Origin of the sequence: Enterococcus sp. DIV1767, from assembly GCF_050542585.1 — a bacterium.
In the GTDB taxonomy this organism is placed as follows: domain Bacteria; phylum Bacillota; class Bacilli; order Lactobacillales; family Enterococcaceae; genus Enterococcus_D; species Enterococcus_D innesii.
Genome location: NZ_CP172936.1, coordinates 1,493,853 through 1,508,938 on the forward strand (window position 1 = coordinate 1,493,853; position 15,086 = coordinate 1,508,938).

The window sequence follows — 15,086 nt, forward strand, 5'->3', positions numbered from 1 at the left end:
AGAAGCAATGAAGAGTAGAGGAGCGGGTGACCAAATGACAATCAAAGTGATGTCAGTGTTCGGTACCAGACCGGAAGCCATCAAAATGGCGCCACTAGTAAAGGAATTGGAAAACGACCCGCGTTTTGAATCGATCGTTGTGGTGACGGCGCAGCATCGAGAAATGTTGGATCAAGTTTTAACGGTTTTTGAAATCATACCAGATTATGATCTGGATATTATGACTTTAGGGCAAACTTTGACAGGAATCACCACCAAAGTTTTGCTGGATCTGGAACCAATCTTGCAAAAAGAAACCCCTGATATCGTACTCGTTCACGGGGATACAACCACAGCATACGCCGCCGCGACGGCTGCCTTCTATCAGCAGATTCCTGTGGGGCATGTGGAAGCCGGTTTGCGTACATGGAACAAAAAATCTCCTTATCCGGAGGAAGCCAATCGTCAGCTGATCGATGTTTTAGCCGATTTTTATTTTGCGCCAACTGCCCAAAGTAAAGAAAATTTATTAGCGGAAAATCGCAATAAAGATGCAATTTTTGTAACGGGGAATACCGCCATTGATGCGATGCGTTATACGATCTCGGAGGATTATCAGCATCCAGAACTTTCTGCAGCAGATCAAACCATAATTCTTCTGACAATGCACCGTCGAGAAAACTTAGGTGTTCCGATGCAGCAAGTCTTCCGCGCTTTAGCGAAAATCGCTAAGGAGAAACCAACCATCAAAGTGGTTTTTCCTATGCACAAGAATCCTCAAGTCCGAGGGATTGCTATGGAGATACTTGGGGAACTAGAAAATGTCACGCTGATTGAGCCTTTAGACGTCATTGATTTTCACAATGTTGCCAATCAAAGTACCTTGATTTTAACGGATTCTGGCGGTGTCCAAGAAGAAGCACCGTCGTTAGGCGTTCCTGTTTTGGTCCTGAGAGATACAACAGAGCGTCCGGAAGGAATTGCTGCAGGTACGTTAAAACTGATCGGTACGTCTGAAGCTGCAGTTTATCAAGAAACGAAGCGACTACTAGAGGATCCAGAAGCTTACAATTCCATGGCACATGCAGAAAATCCCTATGGCGATGGGAAAGCAAGCCAGCGAATCCTGCAGATTTTAGTTGAACATTTTTCGTGAGAGTTAGAAAGAACAATCTCTCAGTATGAAAAACAATAGATGATTAGACAGCTATTTGATAAATGGCTGTCTATTTTTTTGTGCAAGTTTAAGGAATGTACTGTATTATCTTTTTCATTTTTTCGTTCAAGGGGATAGACGAACGGCTTGTTGTGCTATGGCTTTTGTTAGGAGAAACTTTCTATCTATTCATGAAAAAAGTTTTATCACGTATAAAATCACAGCAGTTCTTTAACGTTGTTATTTTATTGTAAGACCTTTCATTTAAAAACGAACGAAAATCTAAGAAAAAAGGGTGCTTTTTTCCATTGTTGCGGTTGACATTGGCTAGGATAGCAGTTATTATGTGGGTAGTTGGAAGGAAGACTTCCGACGAACTGACATTTTATACAAATAATTGTTAGGTGAGGCTCCTATATGGACACAAGCTGCTGCCGCAAAAGTATCGAGAGATACTTAGTTGGTAGGACAGGTCTAATCGTGAAGGTTAAACCCAAAGTAGCTGATAGCAGATTTGCTATCTACGCCCTATAGTGCTAAAGCTCTACAATGATCATGAGTTTTTTACGCATGCTTATTGGGAGCGTGCGTTTTTTTGTGTCTTTTACGCGCGTTCCACAGTGACTTACCTAATAAAAAGAAAGGAAGATTCACATGGAATACCCCAGTCCCCAGATGAAACAGCGGAGTAATTATCGAATCGCTAGGGGTGGCGTAAGCAACTCCTAAGTGCTAGGAGGAAAAAAAGATGTTAAAAAAACTATCGAAAGATCAAGAATTAAAATTACTGGCAAAATTGACCGAAAGAGAATTGCTGATGGAAATGCGGACATCTTTCCAAGGGTTATCGGAAGAAGATGCTGCAGAACGTTTGGCAGAGTATGGTCCAAACAAAGTGGATGCGCAAAAACCAACACCTGCTTGGTTGATGATCCTAGGTGCTTTCAAAGATCCTTTTGTGTTAGTTTTGGCATTATTAATGGTTATTTCTTTTGTAACAGGCGATATTGAAGCAGTGATCGTGATGGGAATCATGATTTTGGCAAGTGTCATGATTACTTTCGTCCAAGAATACCGTTCCCAAAAAGCAAGCTTAGCGTTAAAAGAACTTATTGAAAATACTTGTTCCGTCACTCGAGATGGTATCACGAGAGAAATTCCAATGGATGAAGTCGTTCCAGGAGACATCGTCACCTTAGCAACCGGCGATATGATCCCTGCTGATGCCATCTTGATTTGGACCAAAGATTTATTTATCAATCAATCATCATTAACTGGCGAGTCAATGCCAGTTGAAAAATTTGTGGATGCTGGGATCAAAGAAAGTGATGAACAAATTTCTGCACTAGATATGCAAGATCTTGTTTTCATGGGTACCGATGTCTTAAGTGGTCAAGGAAAAGCCATTATATTGAAAACCGGTCAAAGTACATTCTTTGGCGATATAGCTAAAAATGCGACCACGAAACGCGGCAAAACAACTTTTGAAGATGGCTTAACGAAAGTCAGCAAACTATTGTTGCGAATGGTCATGGTTCTTTTCCCAATCGTTTTACTGATCAATGGTTTGACCAAGGGCGATTGGGGCGAAGCGTTGTTCTTCGCGATTGCAGTAGCAGTTGGTTTGACGCCAGAAATGCTACCAATGATCGTCACCAGTAACTTAGCCAAAGGGGCGATCTCTTTATCAAAAGAAAAAGTGATCGTCAAAGAGTTGCCTTCTATACAAAACTTAGGCGCAATGGATGTTTTATGTACCGATAAAACGGGTACGATCACCGAAGATCGTGTTGTACTGGTACAGCATTTAAACCCATTTGGCGTAGAAGATAAACAAGTCCTTGATATGACGTATTTAAATTCTTACTATCAAACAGGGTGGAAAAACCTGATGGATATTGCTGTCTTAAACTACTATGAAGAAGAAGGCTTGTCAGCGCCATTTAACGATGTGACAAAAATCGATGAGATTCCGTTTGACTTCTCACGTCGCCGCTTGACGGTTGTGGTCAATGCAGATGGTCATCAACTGATGGTCACTAAAGGGGCAGCCGAGGAAATGGAACAAGTCTGCAAGTATGTAGAAGTTGATGGCAAAGTGATGGAATTGACTCCTCAATTGAGAGAACAATTGCGTCAAGTGAATTTGCGCTTGAACAAACAAGGAATGCGCGTGTTGACTGTTGCTGTAAAACGTGATGCTCACGCAGATGCCGTTTATTCTGTAGAAGATGAACAAGACATGATCATGATTGGCTTTATGGGCTTCTTAGATCCAGCAAAAGAAACAGCAAAAACAGCGATTGCTTCTTTACACGGTCATGGCATCAATGTCAAAGTGTTGACGGGAGATAATGCGATCGTTGCGCAAAAAGTTTGTCGAGATGTTGGGATCGATGCTGATGAATACTTATTAGGAACCGATATAGATCATCTGTCAGATGAAGAGTTAGCAGAGAAAGCTGCAAAAACCAATCTGTTTGCAAAATTAAATCCAATGCAAAAATCCCGAATCATTGAAACCATTCAAGCGGCAGGCCATACGGTCGGCTTTATGGGAGATGGCATTAACGATGCGCCTGCTTTACGCACGGCAGATGTAGGTATCTCGGTTGATACCGCAGCAGATATCACCAAAGATGCCAGCTCGATCATTTTATTAGAAAAAAGTTTGAATGTCCTTGATAAAGGGGTCATCGAAGGCCGCAAAGTATTTACCAATATGATGAAGTACATCAAAATGACTTTGAGTTCGAATTTCGGGAATGTGTTCTCGATTTTAGTTGCTAGTGCCTTTTTACCTTTCTTACCAATGTTGTCCATTCAACTGTTGGTTCAAAACTTGGTGTACGATATGGCTCAATTGACGATTCCATGGGACAACGTAGATAAAGAAGAGTTAGAAAAACCAGTTAAATGGCAAGTGGGTGGACTATTGAAGTTTACCGTCGGCATTGGACCTGTTAGCAGCATCTTCGATATTTTGACCTTCTTTATGATGTGGCATGTCTTTAGTGCAAATACCATCCAAGAGCAAGCCTTGTTCCAAGCAGGATGGTTTATGATTGGCTTAACGACACAAACCTTAGTCGTTCACATGATCAGAACGAGAAAATTACCATTTATCAAAAGTATGGCATCACCTGCAGTTTTGATTTCAAGTGTTCTAGCGATTGCAGTTGGCTTCTTGGTCATCTTGACGCCATTGCATACCGTCTTTGATTTTGCAGCACTGCCATCAAGTTACTGGCCATGGTATGTCGGTATCAATCTAGCTTATTTAGTAACAGTTGAGTTTGCGAAACGCATTTACATTCATGTCACGAGAGAATGGATTTAAAAAAACAGGTCGGCGTTCTTCCTAACAAGGGGAGAACGGCCGATCTGTTTCTTTTTATCCGTTCTCTGTATTATTTTTTTCTCATATTAAGAAATTTCTCTTAGATCCAAGTCGAATCTTTCACAAGTGATAATAAAAGGATTATGCTTAATCTGTTTTGTATAATGATGATTGCTGTACTATTCTTAAATAAAAAAAAGAATCTGAAAAGAAAAAATCGAAGAAAGCGATTGCTTTAATGTGATTAATTTCACTAATGTTTTCTTAAGAGTTGCTACAGTGGGAATTCTTTTATTAAAAAAAATACCCTTTTCACTTGTCATTTTCGAAGTTAAATGATAATTTATAAGAGTAAATGAAATTTCGATAGTACAGATTTAAACCCTGTTACATACGAAAGTGAATTTTTATATCAGAGAGGAAAGTGTGTCAAGATGGCAAAAAAACAAAAAGCACTTGATTTCCAAGCGATTTTGGAGCAAGTCAATGCGGATTTTCCAACTTACCAAGCTTTGGACAAAGACGGGAAAATTGTAAATCAAGAGTTAGTACCAGATTTAAGTGACGACGAATTAGTTGAATTGATGACTCGTATGGTATGGTCTCGTGTATTAGACCAACGCTCAACTGCGTTAAACCGTCAAGGTCGTCTAGGTTTCTTCGCGCCAACTGCTGGACAAGAAGCAAGCCAATTAGCAAGTCAATTTGCTTTTGAAAAAGAAGACGTTTTATTACCTGGTTACCGTGATGTACCACAATTGATCCAACACGGCCTGCCATTGAAAGAAGCTTTCTTATGGTCACGTGGTCACGTTGCTGGGAACCTTTACCCAGAAGATTTAAAAGCATTGCCACCACAAATCATCATTGGTGCACAATACGTCCAAGCAGCCGGTGTTGCTTTAGGATTGAAAAAACGTAACAAGAAAAATGTAGTATTTACTTATACAGGTGATGGCGGTTCTTCACAAGGGGACTTCTATGAAGCAATCAACTTTGCAGGGGCTTACCATGCAAACGCTGTATTCTACATCCAAAACAATGGTTTTGCGATCTCTACACCTCGTGAAGTACAAAGTGCGGCACCAACCTTGGCACAAAAAGCTGCAGCAGCTGGGATCCCTGGTATCCAAGTTGACGGTATGGATCCATTGGCAGTGTACTATGTTTCTAAAGCAGCTCGTGAATGGGCAGCAAACGGCAACGGTCCTGTATTGATTGAAACCTTGACTTACCGTTACGGTCCACATACATTGTCTGGTGATGATCCAACCCGTTACCGTTCAAAAGACATGGACAGCGAATGGCAACAAAAAGATCCATTGGTACGTTTCCGTACTTACTTAACTGAAAAAGGACTTTGGTCTGAAGAAAAAGAAGAACAAGTCATTGAACAAACAAAAGAAGAAATCAAAGCAGCGATCGCTGAAGCTGACCGCGTGCCAAAACAAAAAGTTTCAGATTTCTTGAAAAACATGTTTGAAGTTCAACCACAAAACATTAAAGAACAAATTGCAACTTACGAAGCGAAGGAGTCGAAATAGTCATGGCACAAAAAACAATGATTCAAGCAATTACAGATGCCTTAGCTGTTGAAATGGAAAATGACAAAGAGATTTTAGTCTTTGGTGAAGATGTCGGTAAAAACGGCGGGGTTTTCCGTGCAACAGAAGGTTTACAAGAAAAATTCGGTGAAGATCGTGTCTTCGATACCCCTCTTGCTGAATCTGGTATCGGCGGCTTGGCTTTCGGTTTAGCATTAGAAGGTTTCCGTCCAGTTCCAGAAATCCAATTCTTTGGTTTCGTATTTGAAACCTTTGACGAAATCGTTGGTCAAATGGCGCGTACTCGTTACCGTATGGGTGGTACACGTAATTTACCAATCACTATTCGCTCACCATTTGGTGGCGGTGTGCACACACCAGAATTACACTCAGATAACTTGGAAGGATTGATCGCTCAATCACCTGGTATCCGTGTCGTTATTCCATCAAACCCATATGATGCAAAAGGATTATTGATTGCTTCTATCCGCAGCAATGACCCAGTTGTTTTCTTAGAGCACATGAAACTTTACCGTTCATTCCGTGAAGAAGTGCCAGAAGAAGCATACGAAGTTCCTTTAGACAAAGCAGCAGTCACTCGTGAAGGTTCTGATGTTTCAATCATCACTTATGGTGCGATGGTTCGTGAAGCAATCAAAGCTGCTGACAACTTAGCAAAAGAAAACATCAACGCTGAAATCATCGACTTGCGTACAGTTGCTCCTCTTGATGTTGAAACGATCATCAAATCAGTTGAAAAAACTGGTCGTGTAGTTGTCGTTCAAGAAGCACAAAAACAAGCAGGTGTTGGCGCTCAAGTCGTTTCTGAAATTTCTGAACGTGCGGTTCTATCACTAGAAGCTCCAATCGGACGCGTGTCTGCACCAGATACGATCTTCCCATTCGGTCAAGCTGAAAACATTTGGTTGCCAAATGCAAAAGACATCGAAGACAAAGTGAAAGAAATCGTGAACTTTTAATAGTTGAAGAAGGGAAGAATAGAAAATGGCATTTCAATTTAAATTACCGGATATCGGTGAAGGAATTGCAGAAGGCGAAATCGTAAAATGGTTCGTCAAAGCAGGGGATACCATCAATGAAGATGATACCTTACTAGAAGTTCAAAATGATAAATCAGTGGAAGAAATTCCATCTCCAGTAACAGGAACAGTGAAAAACATCGTTGTCCCTGAAGGTACAGTCGCAAACGTTGGAGATGTCCTTGTTGAGATCGATGCACCAGGACATGAAGACAACGAAGGCGATGCAGGTGTAGCAGCAGAGTCTCAAACACCAGCAAAACCAGCGGCAGAACCTACAACGGAAACGGCTGAAGCATCAGCTGGTTCTTCTGAAGGCGCAGGCGTTTTCCAATTCAAATTACCAGATATCGGTGAAGGAATTGCAGAAGGCGAAATCGTAAAATGGTTCGTTAAAGCAGGAGATACCATCAATGAAGATGATACGTTGCTTGAAGTTCAAAACGACAAATCAGTGGAAGAAATCCCATCTCCAGTAACAGGAACAGTGAAAAACATCGTTGTTGCTGAAGGAACAGTCGCAAATGTTGGAGATGTTTTAGTTGAAATCGACGCACCTGGTCACAACAGTGCGCCTGCTTCATCAAGCGCACCTGCAGAAGCACCAAAAGAAAAAGTGGAAACTTCTGGTTCAGCAAGTGTTGTTGAAGCAGCAGATCCTAACAAACGTGTCTTGGCTATGCCTTCTGTCCGTCAATTTGCTCGCGAAAAAGATGTTGATATTTCTCAAGTATCAGCAACAGGTAAAGGCGGCCGTGTAACAAAAGAAGATATCGAAAACTTCCTATCAGGTGGCGGACAAGCTGCAAAAGCTGAAACTCAAGCTCCTGCGAAAGAAGAAACAAAAGCTGCAGCAACTGAAAGCAAACCAGCAGCTCCAGCAAAAGCCTTCAAATCAAACTTAGGTGATTTAGAAGAACGTGTGGCCTTAACACCTACCCGTAAAGCAATCGCTAAAGCGATGGTAAACAGCAAACAAACAGCACCTCATGTAACCTTGCATGATGAAGTTGAAGTAACAAACCTATGGGATAACCGTAAGAAATTCAAAGAAGTTGCTGCTGCAAACGGCACAAAACTTACTTTCTTACCATATGTTGTAAAAGCATTGACTGCAACAGTGAAAAAATTCCCTATCCTGAATGCGTCAATCGATGATGCAAAACAAGAGATCGTATACAAAAACTATTACAACATCGGTATCGCAACAGATACTGACCATGGGTTGTATGTACCAAACGTAAAAGATGCAGATCGTAAAGGCATGTTTGCTATCGCTGATGAAATCAACGAAAAAGCAAAACTTGCTCATGACGGCAAATTGGCTGCAGATGATATGCGTAATGGTACCATCACAATCAGTAACATCGGTTCAGTTGGTGGCGGCTGGTTCACTCCAGTAATCAACTACCCTGAAGTAGCTATTTTGGGTGTAGGTACGATCGCGCAACAACCAATCGTAAACGCTGAAGGCGAAATCGTTGTCGGACGTGTGATGAAACTTTCATTAAGCTTCGACCACCGTATCGTTGATGGCGCAACAGCGCAACAAGCAATGAATAATATCAAACGTCTATTAGCTGATCCAGAGCTATTAATGATGGAAGGATGATTAACAAATGGTAGTTGGAGATTTTGCTGTTGAATTAGATACAGTTGTAATCGGTGCGGGACCTGGCGGCTATGTAGCTGCCATCCGCGCTGCTGAAATGGGACAAAAAGTAGCAATCATTGAAAGAGAATATATCGGCGGCGTTTGTTTGAACGTTGGTTGTATCCCTTCAAAAGCCTTGATCGCTGCAGGTCATCATTACCAAGAATCTTTGGATTCAACAATGTTTGGTGTAACAAGTGAAAATGTTTCCCTTGATTTTACCAAAACTCAAGAATGGAAAGACAACAAAGTCGTTAAAACATTAACTTCAGGTGTTGGTTTCCTATTGAAAAAACACAAAGTAGAAACGATTGAAGGAGAAGCTTTCTTCGTTGATGATCACACATTGCGTGTCATCCACCCAGATTCAGCACAAACATACTCTTTCAACAATGCAATCATCGCAACAGGTTCTCGTCCAATTGAAATCCCTGGTTTCAAATTCGGCGGACGTGTTCTTGATTCAACTGGCGGATTGGCATTAAAAGAAGTTCCTAAAAAATTCGTTGTTATCGGTGGCGGTGTCATCGGTTCTGAACTAGGTGCAGCTTATGCAAACCTAGGGGCAGAAGTAACGATCCTTGAAGGCTCTCCTCAAATCTTGCCAACCTATGAAAAAGACATGGTCAAATTGGTTGAAGAAGACTTTGCGAAAAAAGGTGTAACAGTCGTTACCAACGCAATGGCGAAAGAAGCAATTGACAATGGCGATAGCGTAACTGTGAAATATGCCGTAGATGGTAAAGAAGAATCAGTTACTGCTGATTACGTAATGGTTACTGTTGGTCGTCGTCCAAATACTGATGACATGGGCTTAGAACAAGCAGGTGTTGAAGTAGGCGAACGCGGATTGATCACGGTTGACAAACAAGGCCGTACCAACGTATCAAACATTTACGCAATTGGTGATATCGTACCTGGTGCTGCATTAGCACATAAAGCTAGCTACGAAGCAAAAATCGCTGCTGAAGCAATCTCTGGTAAAAAAGTTGCCGTTGATTACAAAGCGATGCCAGCAGTTGCCTTTACTGACCCAGAATTGGCTTCTGTCGGTATGACGATCAAAGATGCCAAAGATGCTGGAATTGAAGCAAAAGCATTCAAATTCCCATTCTCAGGTAACGGTCGTGCGTTATCTCTAGGAAAAACTGAAGGATTCATCCGCTTAGTAACAACGGTTGAAGACAATGTGATCATCGGTGCGCAAATTGCTGGTCTAGGAGCAAGCGATATGGTTTCAGAACTTGCTCTTGCTATTGAATCTGGCATGAACGCAGAAGATATCGCGTTAACGATCCATCCACATCCATCTCTAGGTGAGATCACAATGGATGCTGCTGAGTTAGCTCTAGGATTACCAATCCACATTTAAGCTTTGTGAAACTCGTTCATCATTTGGTGAACGAGTTTTTTTATCACCAGAAATAAAGCGATCCTATGCTATTGACAGAATCTTCTGGAAATGATACGATGCTCTTAATATTTCAACCGTTGATGAGGAAAGTAAATTGATTTGGCAAGCCTAGAGAGTCTTCGTAAGGTGCAAGAAGAACTTGTAGGATCAATCGAAAATGGCCTCTAAGGTGATCTTCTGAACTTGTACGAAAGATAAGGAGATCCGGGTGCGCCCGCTATCGCGTCAAAGTATAACGACGTTTATTTGTCGCGTACTTGCTGAGAAGCATGCTGAAAAGTCTGCTTGAATAAAGGTGGTAACACGTAAACACGTCCTTTGATATTTCGATATCAGAGGGCTTTTTTATTTGCATTATTAAGGAGGAATAGTATGACAGAAAGATTTGAGACGATTCAATTACACGGAGGACAAACACCAGATCCTACCACAGGGAGTCGCGCCGTACCCATTTATCAAACCACATCGTATGTGTTTGAGGACGCAGATCAAGCGGCAGCGAGATTTAGTCTTAGTGAAAATGGCAATATCTATACCCGTATTACCAATCCGACGACCGCGGTTCTAGAAGAACGATTAGCCCTTTTAGAAGGTGGTGTCGGTGCGTTAGCTACGGCTTCTGGCTCAGCAGCGATCACCTATGCAATTTTAAATCTCGCGCAAGCAGGAGATCATATCGTTTCTGCTGCTTCAATTTATGGCGGTACCTATAATTTGTTCGCCCATACAATGCCAGATTTTGGCATCACCACAAGCTTTGTTGATAGTGAAGATCTGGCAGCACTAAAAGCAGCCATCCAAGAAAATACCAAAGCAGTTTTTCTAGAGTCTTTAGGCAATCCAGATATTGATATTGCCGACTTTAAAAAGATTGCAGCGATCGCTCATGAAGCAGGGATTCCCCTCATCATTGACAATACCTTTGCGACTCCCTATCTGTTTCGAGGATTTGAGCATGGGGCGGACATCGTCGTTTATTCCACGACAAAATACCTCGGTGGTCACGGTGCTGCTTTGGGAGGGGCCATTATCGACAGCGGCAACTTTGATTGGACAAATGGCAAATTTCCCAAGCTGGTCGATCCCGATCATAGCTACCATGGAATCTCATGGGTAGAAGCCGCTGGTAACGCTGCCTATATCACTCGGGCACGAACGATTCTTTTACGGGATACAGGCGCTGCGATTTCTCCCTTCAATTCATGGGTGTTGCTGTTAGGCATCGAGACGCTTTCGTTGCGGATGGAACGTCATGTAGAAAATGCGCAACAAGTTGCTGAATTTTTAGCCAAGCACTCGGAAGTTTCTTGGGTTCATTTCCCAACCCTGCCGGACAGCCCCTATTTTGAACGGGCGCAGGAGTATTTCCCCAAAGGAACCAGTTCGGTCTTTTCCTTCGGATTAAAGGGTGGGGCAGAAGCAAGCAAAACCTTTTGTAGCGCAACTAAGCTCTTCTCTTTGCTGGCAAATGTCGGGGATGCAAAGTCCTTGATCATCCATCCAGCTTCGACGACCCATTCACAGCTTAGCGTAGAAGAACTTGCAGCAGCCAAAATTCGTCCAGAGACGATTCGCTTATCCATTGGATTGGAAAACATCGATGATCTATTGGAAGATCTCACACAAGCTTTTCAACAGCTCTAAATAGTTGGATAAGTAGGAAAAGCGCAGGATACTATGCTGCGCTTTTTTGTTGTGGGTTAGTGTTTCAAATAAAACTGCGGTTTCTGTTGATAGAAGGATAGTAAATCCATCGGTTCTATGCTATATTTAGTTGCTAAGGAATATGGATAAGGTGGGGGATGTATGCGTAATCATGCAAGTGACAAGAGGAATCGGTTTTACTACATAAGTTTGCAATTTCTTTATTGGATGATGTTTTGCTCAATCTATGGCTTTGCGACACTCTTTTTGATTTATTTCAAGGTCGATCCGGCAAAAATTGGCGGTATTTTAGCCCTAGTCAATATTGCGTCTACGATTTTGCAGCCCTTCATCAGTCAAGTCATTATCAAAAAAAGCAAAGTACCGCTGATCGTTGTCTTGAAAACGATGACAATCGGCGTGGTCACGGTGCTCTTAGCAGGTGTGATTTTCCCTGCATTATCAATACTGACCTATGTTTTAGGAGGGATTTTGCTCGTTTCCATGCAGTCCTTTCTCAACGCCTTGGCGTTTGAATACACGAATAGCGGCAACAAAATCAATTTTGGCTTTTCCCGTGCCGGTGGGTCACTAGGATTTGCGGGTACTTCCTTTTTACTGGGGCAGCTCTTGGAGGAGTTTTCGGCAGCCCTTTTGCCTATGATCGCTATCGGGCAGGCCGTTTTGTTTCTCATTATTTTGCTTTTGCTGCCAGCGATCAAGAAGCCAGAAATGCCCGTGATGCTTACAGAACAAAGGCATTCAGGTGCCTTTTTGAAAAAATATCCTTTTTTACTCTTTCTCTTTGTCGGGTTTAGCTTTCTCTTCAGCTTCCACACGATGATCAACAGTTTTTTGGCACAAATTTTTGCCGATATTGGCGGTGGCAGTAAGGAAGTTGGCATCGCCCTGATGGTTGCGGCGTTATGCGAATTGCCAGGCATGATTTTCTTTGAACAGTTAGTGAGGATACGGTCTAGCCGTTTTTGGCTGTTGTTTTCCAGTGTTGCCTTTGCAATTCGTGGGGTGCTGATGCTGTTGATCAGCTCCATCATCCTGATGGAAATGAGCCATTTGATGCAAGGGGTTAGTTTTGCTTTGTTTATTCCAGCTTCGGCTTATTTGTTCAACCATAGTTTGGCAGATGAAGACCGGGTTTTTGGACAAACGATCATCATTATTGCTACCACGATCGGTGGCGTGATCGGCAATCTTTTAGGGGGGATGCTGATCCAAAGCTTCGGTGTTTGGGAAATGCTTTTGATTGGGACTGGGTTTGCCGTTTTGGGTGCTGCATTGACCTTTATCGGTGTGAAAAAAATCCCTAAAAGTAACAAGAAACTAGCGATCGTAAGCGAATGATCGATAGGTAGAAAAAAGAGTTGCGGCCGTATTTGCTTCGGTCGCAACTCTTTTGAATCTGATCAACGGGTACTATTTCTTTTCTAAAACAGCAATAAATTCCCGCATATAGTCTGGTAGATCTGGGGGACGGCGGCTGGAAACGATATGTCCATCCGTAACCACAGGTGTATCGACCCATGTGGCTCCAGCATTTGTCATATCATCTTTGATGCCTGGCGTACTGGTGACTGTCTTGCCTTGCAGGATATTCGCAGAAATCAAGACCCAGCCTGCATGACAGATTTGACCAATGATTTTTTGGTCTTTGTCCATCGTTTGCACGAAAGAGATGACCTCTGGGAAACGTCGTAATTTATCAGGCGCCCAACCACCTGGAACTAAGATGGCATCGTAGTCATCGGCATGAATATCAGAAAAAGCAAAGGCCGATTCTGCGGGTACGCCGTATTTGCCAATATACGTTTTATGCGCTTCTTCACCGACTAAATCGACTTGTGCGCCTTCTTCCCGTAACCGATGGACCGGATACCACAGTTCTAAATCTTCGAAATCATTGTCGACTAAGGCAATGATTTTTTTGTTTTCTAAACGCAAGAGAATTCCTCCTTTAGGTTGCTAACACAAGTGTAACAAATGCCTAGAAAAACAACAAAATATCCGCTTTGCTGTCGGTGATTAAACGAGCAGAGTGATTCTTTGTTAGTTTTTTTAAGAAAATTACCTATAAAAAAATGCTTGTACCAAAGAACCTCTTTTCGACAATAAGAGGTTTTATGGTACACTGGAAGAGAAAGAAACTAGAGGTGAAAACTATGCGGGATTATCAATATCCTCTTGACTTAGATTGGTCGACAGATGAAATGGTCGTCGTCATGAAGATGTGGGAACGGTTAGAACAAGCCTATGAAAAAGGCCTTCCTAGCAGCACGTTTCTTGAGGCGTATCAAGCCTTTAAAAAAGTCGTTCCTAGCATTGGCGAGGAACGCCGTTTAGGTAGAGAATTTGAAGAACTATCAGGCTATTCGCTATACCATACTGTGCAGGCAGCGAAAAAGACTGAGGGAAAACTAAAAATGAAAGGGTAGATCAACGAATGCATGAAATCGTTAATGAAGTTCGCCAGTGGATGATCGCTGCAGGCGAAACGATCAAAGACAATTTAAATAAAGAAGACTTGGTGGTCGAGACAAAATCAGGACGGAAAGACTTAGTGACAGAATTGGATAAAGCCACGCAAGATTTTCTGATTGGTAAGATCCAATCCTATGATCCGAATGCCAAAATTTTAGGTGAAGAAAACGGACTGGACACACTTGCTGACATGAGTGGGCGGGTCTTCATCATTGATCCGATCGATGGAACGATGAATTTCGTGTTGGAAAAAGAAAACTTTTGTATCATGATTGCGATCTACGAAGAGGGCAAAGGGCGCTTTGGCTTTGTCTATAATGTCATGAAAGATGAATTCTTATGGGGTGGTCCAGAGATTGGTGTCTATAACAATGGCAAGAAGATGGAACCGCCGAAAGATATTGCCTTATCCGAAGGTCTCGTTGGCTTGAATTCACCCATGTTGATCCATAACCGCCACCATGAAACTGAGGTCAGTGACAAAGCATTAGGCATTCGTATGACTGGATGTGCTGGAGTAGAGCTGATCGCCCTCGCTAAAGGACAAAGAGCAGGCTATCTTTCTCATCTTGCGCCATGGGATTATGCGCCAGGGGGCGTTTTGTTAGAAACCCTTGGATTAAAAATGGCAAACATCAAAGGTGAGCCATTATCCCTGAATGGACGGGAATTGTTTGTCGGCGGTACACCGAAAGCTTTTGAAGAATTATTGGCGATCGTCAATCAATAAGAAAAAACCAGATATTTTTTTAATATCTGGTTTTTTCTGTAAAAATGAAAACTTTGCACTATATTTCAGAAAGAAATTCTGGTATAATG

11 protein-coding genes, 1 riboswitch and 1 other annotated feature are annotated in these 15,086 nt (G+C 42.2%); of the genes, 10 read left to right on the forward strand and 1 reads right to left on the reverse strand.

From position 1 onward, the window contains the following. Positions 1-34: 34 nt before the first annotated feature. From wecB to IGI78_RS07230, 8 genes are all read left to right on the forward strand, one after another. Entirely contained in the window at positions 35-1,135 is a 1,101-nt protein-coding gene (gene wecB, locus IGI78_RS07195; protein WP_195265819.1) for a non-hydrolyzing UDP-N-acetylglucosamine 2-epimerase, read from the forward strand. A 389-nt stretch (positions 1,136-1,524) separates the two neighbouring features. Beyond that, positions 1,525-1,696, forward strand: a riboswitch (M-box (ykoK) riboswitch). A gap of 187 nt (positions 1,697-1,883) precedes the next feature. Next, positions 1,884-4,475 carry a magnesium-translocating P-type ATPase gene (gene mgtA / locus IGI78_RS07200; RefSeq protein ID WP_077453788.1) on the forward strand — a complete coding sequence of 864 codons (2,592 nt, stop codon included), beginning with the start codon at positions 1,884-1,886 and terminating at the stop codon, positions 4,473-4,475. A gap of 434 nt (positions 4,476-4,909) precedes the next feature. Beyond that, positions 4,910-6,019, forward strand: coding sequence for a pyruvate dehydrogenase (acetyl-transferring) E1 component subunit alpha (pdhA, locus tag IGI78_RS07205; protein ID WP_005231936.1), 1,110 nt, complete (start codon positions 4,910-4,912; stop codon positions 6,017-6,019). 2 nt (positions 6,020-6,021) lie between these two features. Then, positions 6,022-6,999, forward strand: a complete 978-nt coding sequence (locus IGI78_RS07210; RefSeq protein WP_005230047.1) for an alpha-ketoacid dehydrogenase subunit beta — start codon at positions 6,022-6,024, stop codon at positions 6,997-6,999. A 25-nt stretch (positions 7,000-7,024) separates the two neighbouring features. Next, positions 7,025-8,671 carry a dihydrolipoyllysine-residue acetyltransferase gene (locus tag IGI78_RS07215; RefSeq protein ID WP_005236379.1) on the forward strand — a complete coding sequence of 549 codons (1,647 nt, stop codon included), beginning with the start codon at positions 7,025-7,027 and terminating at the stop codon, positions 8,669-8,671. 7 nt (positions 8,672-8,678) lie between these two features. Next, a complete protein-coding gene (lpdA, locus tag IGI78_RS07220) occupies positions 8,679-10,085 on the forward strand; it encodes a dihydrolipoyl dehydrogenase (protein ID WP_005230052.1) in 1,407 nt (468 codons plus the stop codon). A gap of 110 nt (positions 10,086-10,195) precedes the next feature. Further along, positions 10,196-10,449: a binding site (T-box leader), on the forward strand. Positions 10,450-10,499: 50 nt separating this feature from the next. Further along, complete coding sequence (locus tag IGI78_RS07225; RefSeq protein ID WP_195265821.1) at positions 10,500-11,771, forward strand: O-acetylhomoserine aminocarboxypropyltransferase/cysteine synthase family protein; 1,272 nt, start codon at positions 10,500-10,502, stop codon at positions 11,769-11,771. A 162-nt stretch (positions 11,772-11,933) separates the two neighbouring features. Beyond that, positions 11,934-13,133 (forward strand): MFS transporter, encoded by a 1,200-nt coding sequence (locus tag IGI78_RS07230; RefSeq protein ID WP_288362186.1) that lies wholly within the window; start codon positions 11,934-11,936, stop codon positions 13,131-13,133. Positions 13,134-13,205: 72 nt separating this feature from the next. Here the strand turns inward: IGI78_RS07230 and IGI78_RS07235 are convergent, their stop codons facing one another. Beyond that, positions 13,206-13,730 carry a type 1 glutamine amidotransferase domain-containing protein gene (locus IGI78_RS07235; protein WP_077453782.1) on the reverse strand — a complete coding sequence of 175 codons (525 nt, stop codon included), beginning with the start codon at positions 13,728-13,730 and terminating at the stop codon, positions 13,206-13,208. A 218-nt stretch (positions 13,731-13,948) separates the two neighbouring features. Between IGI78_RS07235 and IGI78_RS07240 the strand changes: the two genes are divergently transcribed. Further along, a complete protein-coding gene (locus IGI78_RS07240; RefSeq protein WP_140966325.1) occupies positions 13,949-14,221 on the forward strand; it encodes a UPF0223 family protein in 273 nt (90 codons plus the stop codon). An 8-nt stretch (positions 14,222-14,229) separates the two neighbouring features. Beyond that, positions 14,230-14,997 (forward strand): inositol monophosphatase family protein, encoded by a 768-nt coding sequence (locus IGI78_RS07245; RefSeq protein WP_194195442.1) that lies wholly within the window; start codon positions 14,230-14,232, stop codon positions 14,995-14,997. Positions 14,998-15,086 lie beyond the last annotated feature (89 nt).

Bases quoted from the DNA above. Each gene is read 5' to 3' on its own strand.
- wecB (WP_195265819.1), top strand. From the start codon at position 35: ATGACAATCAAAGTGATGTCAGTGTTCGGTACCAGACCGGAAGCCATC.
- mgtA (WP_077453788.1), top strand. From the start codon at position 1,884: ATGTTAAAAAAACTATCGAAAGATCAAGAATTAAAATTACTGGCAAAA.
- pdhA (WP_005231936.1), top strand. From the start codon at position 4,910: ATGGCAAAAAAACAAAAAGCACTTGATTTCCAAGCGATTTTGGAGCAA.
- IGI78_RS07210 (WP_005230047.1), top strand. From the start codon at position 6,022: ATGGCACAAAAAACAATGATTCAAGCAATTACAGATGCCTTAGCTGTT.
- IGI78_RS07215 (WP_005236379.1), top strand. From the start codon at position 7,025: ATGGCATTTCAATTTAAATTACCGGATATCGGTGAAGGAATTGCAGAA.
- lpdA (WP_005230052.1), top strand. From the start codon at position 8,679: ATGGTAGTTGGAGATTTTGCTGTTGAATTAGATACAGTTGTAATCGGT.
- IGI78_RS07225 (WP_195265821.1), top strand. From the start codon at position 10,500: ATGACAGAAAGATTTGAGACGATTCAATTACACGGAGGACAAACACCA.
- IGI78_RS07230 (WP_288362186.1), top strand. From the start codon at position 11,934: ATGCGTAATCATGCAAGTGACAAGAGGAATCGGTTTTACTACATAAGT.
- IGI78_RS07240 (WP_140966325.1), top strand. From the start codon at position 13,949: ATGCGGGATTATCAATATCCTCTTGACTTAGATTGGTCGACAGATGAA.
- IGI78_RS07245 (WP_194195442.1), top strand. From the start codon at position 14,230: ATGCATGAAATCGTTAATGAAGTTCGCCAGTGGATGATCGCTGCAGGC.